This window comes from Lentzea californiensis (genome assembly GCF_024648825.1).
Taxonomy (GTDB): domain Bacteria; phylum Actinomycetota; class Actinomycetes; order Mycobacteriales; family Pseudonocardiaceae; genus Lentzea; species Lentzea californiensis.
The window spans coordinates 191,089-202,968 of the sequence record NZ_JANBBE010000014.1 but is presented as its reverse complement, the minus strand read 5'-3'; the positions used below and the strand labels follow the sequence as shown (position 1 = coordinate 202,968).

Annotated in this window: 11 protein-coding genes; 9 read left to right on the top strand and 2 right to left on the bottom strand. The window is 66.2% G+C overall.

All coding sequences use genetic code 11. The features are described 5' to 3' along the window. Positions 1-73: 73 nt before the first annotated feature. The 3 genes from LX88_RS37110 to LX88_RS37100 are packed head-to-tail and all read left to right on the top strand — an operon-like array spanning position 74 to position 2,365. Positions 74-817, top strand: coding sequence for an ABC transporter permease (locus LX88_RS37110; RefSeq protein ID WP_258952429.1), 744 nt, complete (start codon positions 74-76; stop codon positions 815-817). Further along, positions 814-1,581 carry an ABC transporter permease gene (locus tag LX88_RS37105; RefSeq protein WP_245984070.1) on the top strand — a complete coding sequence of 256 codons (768 nt, stop codon included), beginning with the start codon at positions 814-816 and terminating at the stop codon, positions 1,579-1,581. Before LX88_RS37110 ends, LX88_RS37105 begins: the two co-directional genes overlap by 4 nt. Next, complete coding sequence (locus tag LX88_RS37100; RefSeq protein ID WP_090074096.1) at positions 1,565-2,365, top strand: ABC transporter ATP-binding protein; 801 nt, start codon at positions 1,565-1,567, stop codon at positions 2,363-2,365. Before LX88_RS37105 ends, LX88_RS37100 begins: the two co-directional genes overlap by 17 nt. Positions 2,366-2,608: 243 nt before the next feature. Here LX88_RS37100 and LX88_RS37095 read toward each other — a convergent pair whose 3' ends face one another. Next, positions 2,609-3,310, bottom strand: coding sequence for an IniB N-terminal domain-containing protein (locus tag LX88_RS37095; protein ID WP_258952428.1), 702 nt, complete (start codon positions 3,308-3,310; stop codon positions 2,609-2,611). 174 nt (positions 3,311-3,484) lie between these two features. After that, positions 3,485-4,654 carry a 4-hydroxybenzoate 3-monooxygenase gene (locus LX88_RS37090; protein WP_258952427.1) on the bottom strand — a complete coding sequence of 390 codons (1,170 nt, stop codon included), beginning with the start codon at positions 4,652-4,654 and terminating at the stop codon, positions 3,485-3,487. Positions 4,655-4,852: 198 nt separating this feature from the next. Here LX88_RS37090 and LX88_RS37085 point away from each other — a divergent pair, with 198 nt between their 5' ends. The 6 genes from LX88_RS37085 to LX88_RS37060 all read left to right on the top strand — a co-directional run bounded on the left by LX88_RS37085 (position 4,853) and on the right by LX88_RS37060 (position 11,610). Further along, on the top strand, positions 4,853-5,848 hold the full coding sequence (locus tag LX88_RS37085) for an ABC transporter substrate-binding protein (protein WP_258952426.1): 996 nt from the start codon (positions 4,853-4,855) through the stop codon (positions 5,846-5,848). 219 nt (positions 5,849-6,067) lie between these two features. Then, on the top strand, positions 6,068-8,842 hold the full coding sequence (locus LX88_RS37080; protein ID WP_258952425.1) for a sensor histidine kinase: 2,775 nt from the start codon (positions 6,068-6,070) through the stop codon (positions 8,840-8,842). Next, a complete protein-coding gene (locus LX88_RS37075) occupies positions 8,839-9,261 on the top strand; it encodes a roadblock/LC7 domain-containing protein (protein WP_030468876.1) in 423 nt (140 codons plus the stop codon). The genes LX88_RS37080 and LX88_RS37075 overlap by 4 nt, the downstream gene beginning before the upstream one ends. Positions 9,262-9,277: 16 nt before the next feature. Continuing rightward, positions 9,278-9,874 carry a GTP-binding protein gene (locus tag LX88_RS37070; RefSeq protein ID WP_090074081.1) on the top strand — a complete coding sequence of 199 codons (597 nt, stop codon included), beginning with the start codon at positions 9,278-9,280 and terminating at the stop codon, positions 9,872-9,874. Between the two features lie 144 nt (positions 9,875-10,018). Continuing rightward, a complete protein-coding gene (locus LX88_RS37065) occupies positions 10,019-10,882 on the top strand; it encodes a hypothetical protein (RefSeq protein ID WP_258952424.1) in 864 nt (287 codons plus the stop codon). Positions 10,883-10,899: 17 nt separating this feature from the next. After that, positions 10,900-11,610: a hypothetical protein gene (locus LX88_RS37060; RefSeq protein ID WP_258952423.1), complete on the top strand. Its 711-nt coding sequence runs from the start codon at positions 10,900-10,902 to the stop codon at positions 11,608-11,610. Positions 11,611-11,880 lie beyond the last annotated feature (270 nt).

The following is an 11,880-nucleotide window of genomic DNA, read 5'->3' as shown; positions in this document are numbered from 1 at the left end:
GATGTGGGGGAAACAACCCGGAGTTGAGCGTGCACGCATTGTGAACTGGAGATCCACTCTCTAGGGTGACCGGGTGCGTGCGTTCACAAGGGGACTCATCGGCATTGCCGTGTTCCTCGCGCTCTGGGAGCTCTTAGGACGCTCTCCCCTTCTACCCGCGGATGCGTTGCCACCACCGTCCCTCGTGTTCGGTGAGCTGGTCGCGCAGCTGACATCCCCCGAGTTCATCAGTCATGTCGTGGCAACGGTTCTGGCCGTGCTGATCGCCATCGCGATCGCCATCGCCATCGCGGTGCCGAGTGGACTCGTGCTCGGCAGCATTCCGGCCGTGCGCCACGCGACCAGGGCGGTCATCGAGTTCCTCCGCCCCATCCCTTCTGTGGCACTGATTCCGCTCGCGCTCGTGGTGCTGGGCTTCGGCCCGGAAACCAAGATCACGCTCGCGGTCTACGCGGCACTGTGGCCGATCTTGTTCAACACCATCTACGCGCTGGACGAGCTGGACCCGCTGCTCGTTGAGACGTCACGGGTTTTCGGCACCGGACGGGTCGGCGTGCTGTTCCGGGTGGCCTTGCCGAGCGCGCTGCCGTTCGTCCTCACCGGAATCAGGCTCGCGGCGACGACGGCGCTGATCGTGATGGTGAGCGTCGAGCTCATGGCGGGCAGCCAGATCGGTCTCGGCTACTTCATCATGGAGGCCCGCAGCGGGCCGGGCCGGATGGACCAGGTGCTGGTCGGCACCGTGGTCGCGGGCGCGATCGGCGTCCTGCTGAACAGCGGTCTCGAGCGAGTCCGCCGGCGTTGGGTGGCCTGGTGAACAAGTTCCTCCAGCGGTGGACCGTCTTCGCCGGTCTCATCGTCGTGTGGCAGTTGGCCGGCATGGCGGCCGACGACCCGTTCTTCCCGCCACCGTCCGAGATCGTGACGGCGGCCTGGGAGTGGTGGGTCCTCGAGCCGCAGAACGTCACCGAGCACATCCTGCCGTCGATCGGCCGGCTGCTGTCGGGCTGGGCGATCGCCTCGGTCATCGGTGTGGCGCTGGGCCTGCTGCTCGGCCGCTCCGACCGGGCGATGGAGTACGCGGGGCCGCTGCTGGTGTTCCTGCGCTCGATCCCGCCGCCCGCGCTGGTGCCGGTGTTCCTGCTGCTGTTCAGGGGCGGCACGTCGATGCAGCTCGCGACCATCGTCTTCGGCGTGATCTGGCCGGTGCTGCTCAACACCGTGGACGGTGCCCGTTCCGTCGACGTGACCAAAGTGGACACTTCCGCGGTCTTCCGGATCCCCCGTCACCAATGGATTCTCGGGGTGGTGCTCCCCGCGGCCTCACCGAAGATCTTCGCCGGGCTGCGGGTGTCGCTGTCGCTCTCCCTGGTGCTGATGGTCATCTCCGAGCTCGTGGGCACGGACAACGGCATCGGTTCACAACTCATGACGGCACAGCGCGAGTTCGACTACACGCGCATGTGGGCCGGCATCGTCCTGCTGGGCGTGCTGGGCTACGGACTCAACACCGCGCTTCTGGCGGTGGAACGCAGGGCTTTGGCTTGGCAACCGAGGAGCAGGGATGAGCAACATGCTTGAGGTGGCCGACCTGGGCCACACCTACGGTGACTACGAGGCCATCGGCGGCCTCACGTTCAACGTCCGCGCCGGAGAGCTGGTGTGCGTGGTCGGACCCTCCGGGTGTGGCAAGTCCACACTGCTGCGCACGATCTCGGGACTCATCGCGCCCTCCCGCGGTGACGTGTCCCTTCACGGTTCCCACCTCGCGGTGGTGTTCCAGGACTACCAGCGTTCGCTGTTCCCGTGGCTCACGGTGCAGGGCAACGTGGAGTTCCCGCTGCGCTCCCTGCCGCGCGCCGAACGCCGCTCCCGCGCCGCCGAGGCCCTGGCGTGGGTGGGTCTCTCGGCGGCCGCCAAGAAGCGGCCGTGGCAGCTTTCCGGTGGTATGCAACAGCGTGTGGCGATCGCGCGCGCTCTGGCGTACCGGCCGGCGTTGCTGTTGATGGACGAGCCCTTCGCCTCCGTGGACGCGCAGACCCGGTTCGAGCTGGAGGACCTGTTGCTTCGAGTGCGCCGCGAGCACGACACGACCGTTCTCGTGGTGACGCACGACATCGACGAGTCGGTGTACCTGGGCGACCGCATCCTGGTGCTCTCCGGCTCGCCCGCGAAGCTGGTGGCGGACCTGGAAGTGCCGCTGCCCGCCGAGCGCGACCAGGTGACGACGCGGACCGACGAGGCCTTCGTGGCGCTGCGGTCCAAGGTGGCCCGGCTGCTGAACGTCGGCGGCAAGCCCACCCTGGACGTGGACAAGTGGGCTGCGGCGGAACGGGAATCGCTCAGCGAGACCGTCTCGTCCTGACAGTCGCGACAGACATCCCGTAGCAACACGCAGCAGAGCCCCGGACCACCGCGGTCCGGGGCTCTGCTGCGTTCTCAGCGCCCGCAGGAGGGAGTGGGCACTGGTCAGGCCGCACAGGACGGGCAAGACCTGGCTTGCCTGAGGAGGGCGCGCAGACACCTTGTGAGGCACCGCAAAGCGTGAGCCCAGGGCAGGCGCCCCGGCGCTCGCTTGGGCAACGCCCTGCCTGTACTGGTTACTCGTTCAGAACACAGTCAGGTCGCCGTTGCCGATGCCGTCGTGGAGCAGGTCGACGTCGCCGACCTTCACGTCGTCGATGACCTGGCCCAGGTCGGCGTGCACGTCGCCGACCTGCGCGACGTCCTGCACGACGTTGTGGCTGAGGTCCACGACGTCCTTGACGTCCACGTCGCTGACGACGTCCTTGACCAGCACGTCGGAGTCCACGACGTCCTTCACGAGCACGTCGGCGTCGAGGTCCTTCACGAGCACGTCGGTGTCGAGGTCCTTGACGACCACGTCGGCCACGTCGTGCACGGGGGCGATGTCGGTGACGTTCGCGACGACCTCGTTGGCGTTCACGGCGTCGAGGGTGCCCGTCACGTCGCCGATGCCGTCGAAGTCCGTGACCAGCGCGGTGAGCGAGGAGGGGGCGGCGATGCCGGCGACACCCGTGATGCCGTCCAGGTCGCCCGTGATCAGCTTGAGGCTGTCGACGGCGGTCAGGTCACCCGCGCCGGCCAGGAGCTCGTCGACCGCGTCGATCTTCACGACGGACGCGCTGTCGAGCACCAGGGGCAGGATCTCGTGGACGTCGACCGGGGAGATGTCGCCCAGTCCCGCGGCCTCGAGGGTGCCCTCGGGGTCGAGCTGGAACGCCTCACGGGCGTCCAGGTCGCCGAGCAGGGTGAGGGTGAAGTCGTGCAGCGTCTGCTGGGTGCCCATGGAACTCAAGCTCCTGTAGGTGGATCGGGGGATGTCGTGCTGAACCGTATGGATGAACGACATCCCCCGGCATCGGGAGTTGGCCCCAGATCGTGACGTAATGAGATCCCTAGGGGATCGGCCTCACCCGTTAGGGGGGCGGGGATTTCACCCTGTAGGGCTGATTTTTACCCATCAGGGTCCGACGTAGTTCTCCGCGAAGGTGGCGCGGTACGCGGGGGACTCGGCCAGGTGCTCCAGCCTCGCCTGGGCCAACCGTCCGAAGAACGGCGAGCTCACGTCGGTGTGGATCATGTTCACCATCCACTGGGAAAATTCCTGTGCACGCCAGACGCGGCGCAGGCAGTCCTCCGAGTAGGTCTTGAGCCCGGTCTCGGATCCGGTCGCGTAGAAGTCGATAAGCGCACGTCCGAACGTTGCGGCGTCGTTCATCGCGAGGTTCATGCCCTTGGCCCCGACTGGAGTGATGATGTGTGCTGCGTCACCCAGCAGGTAGAGCCGGCCGTACGACATCGGCTCGACCACATGGCTGCGCATGTCGAGAACGCGCTTCTCGATGATCTTTCCCTCGGTCAGCGCCCACGACGAGTCGTGCAGTGTGAAACGTTTGTGCAAAGCTTCCCAGACCTGTTCGTCGGACCAATCTTCAGCCTTCGTTCCGACCGGTACCTGCAAATAGAATCGAGAGATCGTGGGGGACCGCAACATGTGCCCGGCGAATCCGTCGTCGTGCAGTGCGTAAATGGTCGCTTTAGTCGACGGAGGGGCCTCCGCGAGAATGGTCAGCCACTCAATTCCGTGCTGGTGCGTGAATTCCGTCAGGACGCCCTCGGGAATGGACGGCCGGCTCACGCCGTGGAACCCGTCGCACCCCGCGACGAAGTCGCTGCTGACCGTCTCCTGGGTGCCGTCTTCGCTGGTGAAGGCCACCGAGGGGCTGGACGACGTCAGGTCGCGCAACTCGACGTCACTGACCGAGAAGCGGATGTCCCCACCCGTGTCCAAAAATCCCCCGATGAGGTCCTTGACCACTTCCTGCTGGGGGTACACGTAGTGTTCGCGGCCGCCATACAGGTCGCTGTACGAGACCTGGAACGCCTTCCCGCTCACGCGAAATTCACACGTACCGTGACGGTCTGCTTCCATCAGCAAACGATCTGCCAGACCGAGTGACTCCAACATGGTCACGGAGCGGTGCTCCAGGACTCCCGCCCGTGGCCGGGTTTCCACATGGGTGCGACTAGCTCTTTCCAGCACGACGCAGTCGATGCCTGACTGCTGGATCAAGTTTGCCAAGGTCAGACCGGCCGGCCCTGCGCCGACAACGGTCACGGAGCGCTTCAACTGGGGTTCTCCTAGCCCTAGACCTGCTGTGCTTAGATGCTCACCGCAGGTAGTTGACTGGAACCTGCTCGTGTCGGTCAACTGGGGTCTTTTGGAGCAGTGCCATTACTCTGAGTGGTTGACCGTCGCGACACTTCCCCGCAACGACGACACCGCTCCGACAGGAGAGTGCTCCCGATGACTCGAAGAGTCCGCCGTATGGCCATCCGTGGCATCGCCCTTGCCACGCTGCTCGCCACCGTGGCGAGCTGTGGTGCGCTCGGCGGCAAAGAGCAAGCACCCCCGGCCGATGCGAACAGCAGCGGTCCGGTCGAGAAGGCCAAGATCAGCCTGGGGGTCCTGCCGATCCTCGACGTGGCCTCCGTCCACGTGGCGATCAAGAAGGGTTACTTCAAGGCCGAAGGCCTCGAGGTCGACCTGAAGGTCATCCAGGGTGGAGCCGCCGCGATCCCCGGCCTGGTCAGCAAGGAGCTGGACTTCACGTTCGGCAACTGGGTCTCGTTCTTCGCCGCCCAATCGAAGGACGCCGCGAAGGCGGTCGACGGAATCAAGCTCATCTCCGACGGCTACCAGGCGAAACCCGACATGTTCCTGATCTTGGCGGCCGGTGACTCGGCCATCAAGAGTCCTGCCGACCTCGCCGGCAAGACCATCGCGATCAACACGTTCAAGAACATCGCGGAGCTCACCGCGAAGGCCACGCTCGAGGCCGCGAACGTGGACGTGAACTCGGTCAAGTTCAAGGAGATGCCGTTCCCGGACATGCAGGCGGCGGTCCAGAACAAGACCGTTGACGCGGCCTTCATGGTCGAGCCGTTCATCACCCGCGCGCAGCGCGCCGCCGGTCAGATCAAGGTGCTGGACGCCGCGGCCGGCCCGACCGACAACATCCCGATCGCGGGTTACGCGACCACCGGCGCCTTCGCCAAGGCGAACCCCAAGACCGTCGCCGCCTTCCAGCGCGCGATGGCCAAGGGCCAGGCCGACGCCGCTGACCGTCCCACGGTCGAGCCGCTGCTCGTCGAGTACGCCAAGGTCGACAAGGAAACCGCAGGTCTTGTCCACTTCGGCGCCTTCCCGACGACGCTCGACGCGACGCGTCTGCAGCGCGTCGTCCAGCTGATGCAGCGGTACCAGATGCTGGACAAGGAGCTCGACGTCAAGCCGATGCTCATCCAGCCCTCCGGTAGTTGACGAACAGCGCGGGTGGCTGTGATCAGGCCGTGATCACGGCCACCCGCGCACTCGTTTCCACCAGATGAATTATCGTGCGACGGCCGTTTAGCCGTGCAGGTCAAAGTTGTTGATTCTCGAACCACTGTTTTGTCGTCCGAACGGCGGTATGAGAACAGCGCGTTTTACTCCAAGATCCACCAGGTTTGCTGCTATTAAACGGGGCGGGGAGTGTTGACGGTGCGCGGTCGTGAGGACCAGCGAGGCATCGACCGGTTCCGCCTACGCAACTGGCGGTTGCGGAGCAAGCTCGCAGTGGTGTTGCTAGTTCCGGCCCTGAGCACCGCGACTCTCGCGGGCCTGCGGCTGAACACCCAGCTCGACGACGTCGAACTCTTCGGCAAAGTCCAGCGCGAGCTCGCCGTGAGCCACCAGGCCGCGAAGGTGGAGAACGCTCTACAGGTCGAACGTGACTGGGCAGTGCAGTGTGTGGCCGCCGGCAGGCAGAACGCGTGTCCCGAGCACGCCGCCAGGACGGGTCTCACTGACACGGAATTGGGCAAGTACCGGGATTCGGGCGCGACGGCCACGGCCTTGAGCGCGCCCTTGCAGGAGACGTTCACCAAGTCGCTGCAGTCGCTCGACGGGCTGGCGAGCTTGCGCGTGACGTTGCTGAGCACCAAGTACCCGGACGTCGCGGTGATCAGTGCGTACAACCAGATCATCGCCTCGCTCGGCACGGTGCACCGCGCCGCGATCTCCAGCCTGAGCGAGCCGGAGATCGTTCCGCTGGTGGCCGCCGCGCAGGCGCTCTACACGGCGCAGGAGCAGCTCGGCCAGCAGAACTCGATCCTGACGTCCACCGCACTGCGCCGGGGCTTCGCGCCCGGTGCCGCGGACGAGCTGCGTGCCGCGCAGTCGCGTTTGGACGCCGCGTTCAACGAGTTCAACGACGCGGCGTCGCCGGCGAACAGGCAGAGGTTCCAGGACATCGTGTCCGGTTCGTCCGTGGACGGACGCAACCGGCTCGTGCGGCTCGCGCTCGCGCAGGACTTCGAGCGCAAGCCGGTGTCCATCACGGACGCCGAGGTGCTCAAGATCGGCGAGGACACCGCGAAGCTGGTTCGCGAGGTCGCGACCGACCTGGAGGGTCAGGCCGACGCGACGACCACGCGTCTGGCCGACACGGCTCGTTCGGACGCCTGGCGTGACGCGGCCCTGGTCGCCGTCTCGCTGCTGATCGCGTTCGGTCTGATGGCGATGGTCGCGCAGTCGATGCTGCGGCCGCTGCGCGTGCTGCGCCGCAGTGCGCTCGACGTGGCGCGCAACCAGCTGCCCGACGCGATCAAGCGAATCCGTTCGCACCGCGACCCGGAACGCGCCGCGGAAGAGGCGATCGTCCCGGTGCCGATCAACACGACCGAAGAGGTCGGCCAGGTGGCACGGGCGTTCGACCTCGTGCAGCGCGAAGCCGTCCGCCTCGCCGTCGAGCAGGTGGCACTGCGCGCGAACGTCAACGACATGTTCATCAACCTGTCGCGGCGTTCGCAGGCGTTGGTGGAGCGGCAGATCAGCGTGATCGACCGGCTCGAGCAGGACGAGCAGGACCCGGACCACCTGGCGTCGCTGTTCGAGCTCGACCACCTCGCCACGCAGATGCGCCGCAACAGCGAGAACCTGCTGGTGCTCTCCGGCACGACGGTCAACCGCCGCGTCACCCGCCCGGTCGCGATCGCCGAGGTGCTCGGCGCCGCGGTGTCCGAGGTCGAGAAGTACGCGCGCGTCCAGATCGCACCGACGCCGGAGCTGATGGTGCAGGGCCGCGTGGTCAACGACCTCGCGCACCTCGTCGCCGAGCTGCTCGACAACGCGACGGCGTTCTCCAAGCCCACCACCAAGGTGACGGTGCGGACGATAGAGACTCGCAGGGGCGAGGTCGCGATCCGCATCCACGACCGCGGTGTCGGCATGCAGGAGAACGAAGTCGGCGAGTTCAACGCGAAGCTCGCCGAGCCGCCGGAGGTCGACGTCTCGGTGGCCCGCGAGATGGGCCTGTACGTCGTCGGTCAGCTGGCGAAGCGCCACGAGATCCGCGTGACGCTGGCGAACAACGACGACATAGAGGGTGGCGTCACCGCACAGGTGATCCTTCCGCTTTCCTTGCTGCACAAGGGATCGGCTCCCGCGCTGCCGTTGCCGGCCGCGCCGCTCCCCTCCGCGATCGAGTCCACCAGCAGCACCGGTGAGGCGCTGTCCGGTGTGCCGAAGTGGACGCCGGAGCACCCGGTCCACGTGTCGTCGCCCGCCACCGAGGACGAGAACTCCGGCCGGCACCGCATCGAGCAGACTTCGACGGACGGCCTGTTCACCGCACGGATCGAGGCTTCGGAGGACGTCGCCGAGGAGGGGTACTCCTACGAGCCGCCGGTCGAACGCCCGAACGACCCGGCCACGGAGATCTTCCCCGCCATCGTCGACGAGCCGCTGATCTCGCACGACGACCTGTCGAGGTGGTTCAAGACCCCCTCGGCCCCCGAACCCTCCCTCAAGGACGTTCCGCCAGCGGAGCCGGAACGCGCCGAGCACCACGACGAGGAGGACGCGGAGCCCGCCACCGTGAACGGCCTGCCCAAGCGGCAGCGTTCGGCGGACACCGTCAAGATCGAGGCTCCGACGGCGGTGCCGCGCGCGGTCGCCGACTACGCCGAGTCCGACTGGGGAGCGTCGGACGAAGGCTGGAAGGCCGCGGGTGCGCTGGACAAGGGCGCGGCAGCGCAGACCACGGAGAACGGTCTGCCCAAGCGCGTCCCGAAGGCGCGCCTGGTCCCCGGTTCGCTGCCGAAGCCGTCGTCGCCGGCGCCCCAGCTGTCGACCGCCGACATCCCCGGCCGTTCGGCCGACCGGCTGCGCCAGCGGTTCGCCACGTACCAGAAGGGTGTCCAGATGGGCCGTGAGTCGCTCTTCGACTCCGCCGTCGGAGGCATCCCCGTGATCGCAGAAAGGGAACGCCAGTGACCACCGCGACTGAGGAACTGGACAACTTCAGCTGGCTGGTCGAGGACTTCGTCAGCAGGGTGGCCGGTGTCGCGCACGCGATCGTCGTCTCCGCGGACGGCCTGTTGCTCGCATCGTCCGATCGGCTCCCGCACGACCGCGCGGAGCAGCTCGCCGCCGTCTCGTCCGGACTGGTCTCCCTGAACCTCGGCGCGGCGCGCTGCTTCGAGGCCGGTGAGGTCAAACAGACCGTCGTCGAGATGGAACGGGGCTATCTTTTCCTGATGTCCATCAGCGACGGGTCCTGCCTCGCCGTGCTCGCCGCACCCAACTGCGACATCGGCCTCATCGGCTACGCGATGACCCGGCTGGTGGAGCGGGTCGGTCTTCAGCTGACGCCGGAGATCCGGGCCCAGCTGCACGTTTCCATGCGCGCCTGAGTAGAGAGAAGTTCCCATGAGCAACGGTGCTCCGGGTCGTCCGGGGTCACCTGGGGCCGGCCTGAGCGTGGTGTCGTCGAAGATCGTCGTCGCCGGTGGGTTCGGTGTCGGCAAGACGACGTTCGTGGGGTCGGTCTCCGAGATCACCCCGCTGACGACCGAGGCCGTGATGACCCAGGCATCGGTAGGCGTCGACGACCTGTCGATGGTGCCGGACAAGGTGACCACCACGGTGGCCATGGACTTCGGCCGGGTGTCGCTGGACAAGGACCTGATCCTGTACCTGTTCGGCACGCCCGGTCAGCACCGGTTCTGGTTCATGTGGGACGACCTGGTCCGCGGTGCGATCGGTGCCGTCGTCATGGTCGACACCCGCAGGATCGACGAGGCGTTCGCGCCCATCGACTTCTTCGAGGACCGCGACCTGCCGTACGTGATCGCGGTGAACTGCTTCGACGGCCTGATGCACCACCGGGCCGAGGAGATCCGGGACGCGCTGACGATCTCGGCCTCCGTGCCGATAATTCCCTGCGACGCACGGAACCGGCAGTCGACGAAGCAGATCCTGATCGCACTGGTGGAGCACGCGCTGCGCCAGCCTTCGTTCGCCTAGAACTTCATACCCGCTTCCCGCGGAAACGGGGCCGGTGCCACGCGCACCGGCCCCGTTCGGGTGTATGGACCTGTTAAGCCGTAACTCTTCCGGCGCGATGCCCGATGACCCCTCCAGTCGCCGAACTCGGAGGGAGTGAGCCAGTTGAGCACCCGGTTCACCACGGCGGTCAAGAGCCCGTGGTTCCTGATCACAGGCGTCATCATCGCGATCCTCAGTCTCGTCGCAGCGCTGACCGGCTCGGTTCCCGAGTTGAGCAAGAGCCGCACGAAGGCGACGAGCCTCGTCGCCGAACCGGTCAACAAGCAGACCGTGACTGACTTCGCGCTGCCTCTCAATGCTCCCATCGATCAAATGCCGCATACGGACGGCGGCTTCTACTGCGACACGGGCATGATCGAGTGGTTGCGGAGGTTCGGCACAGAAGTCCCGCCATACCAGCGGATATCCATTCGCAGCGCGGCGGAGGACGGATCGATGCTGGTCGTCGACAACCTTCGCGCGGTGGATGTGAACAGGTACGAACCTCAGCCCGTCATGCACTTCCAGTGCCCGGACGGCGGCAACGCCGACGCCGCGATCCTCGAACTCAGGCTTGATCGGGACCGCAAGGCACAGGAACTCGTCACCGACTCGCCGGCAAGCACGCGACCTTTCGCGTTCAACCTTGAGCCCGGCGAGCAGGGCAGCCTCGAACTCCGGATGACGAGCGACGACACTTATTCGTACTCAGGGCGAATCGTTGCTGACGTGTCGGCCGGCACGACCAAGGAAACCGTTTCCCTCCCGCTGAACGGTGAGGACGCCGGGAAGTTCGATCGCATCGGCCTGGGGAAGTACGCGCGCCTGGTGGTGGCGCCCGGACGAACGAAGAACCAGTTCCAGTGCGCGCTCTACCCGCTCGGATTCACCAAGTGGCATCCAACCAACGAGTCATTCGACGACTTGTTCGACTGCTCAGCGGAGAAGGTGCGGTCAGTGCTCGCCGAAATCGGACGGTCGTCGTGAAGTGGGCGTGGGCGGCGGTGATCGTCGTGATCGTGTTGGCCGGTGGGATCTTCGTCTTTCGCACGGTCAACGCACCGGACACTTCTGGCGTCGTGGTGCAGACGGTTCGAACGTCGCTGCCTTCGGTGACTGGGAGCACCATCACCACAGCGACTCGGGAGTTCGTCGACCCGGATCCGGACCAGCCCACCAAGGTGGTCAACGTGACCGCCGTGGACAAGTCGGGAAACCCGGCTGCCGGCTATCGGGTCGCCGACGGTGTCGAGGTGGCCAACTGCCGACTCTCTTCGTCTGCAATCGACGAGGGTGTCCTCGGCTGTCTGCCGGGTGGTGCGGGAGCTAACGTCTGCTGGACCACACCTTCACCGCGAGTGCTGCTGTGCGGCGACGGGCCGTGGACCAGGTCGTTGACTCGCAACACGACTGACCAGATCGACCTGATGCCTTTGAACGAGCAGGCGCAACCCTGGGGCATGGAACTCGCCGACGGCGCGAAATGTCACCGTCGCAACGGAGGTTCTCACTGGCCAGGCCGTGCTGATGGCCTCGAAGGGGCGTACTCCTGCGATGAAGGGGCGGAGTTCGTTCTCCGGGGCGCAGCTCCGCTGACGGATCGGACGAAGCCAGCTTGGACGGTGAAGGTCGGCGGAATGAGTGCGGACAACGCGAGCTTTCCGCCGCCTGTGGACATGCGCGTCGTCACTGCCTTCTTCGCCGCTTCGCCCTGAACCCCTGTTGCTCGCGTTCGGCCTTCCGGTCCATAAGAAGCAGACGCGTGTGAACAGTTATTCGCCCATCCGGCGGCAGCCCGTCCGGGGCGGGAAAGGGCGAGAAATCCGGTGGTAGGGCCTGTTTCCGCTCGCCAGGCCGCGCGTCGGCGCTGGTGGCGGGCTGATCACCTACGAAGTCTCTTGATCGTGTCAGCGCCGCTTCACACTTGACTCTTCTTGTGCGCCAACGGTGCGGCGATACAGTCGGGGTGCAATTACCCTGCATTG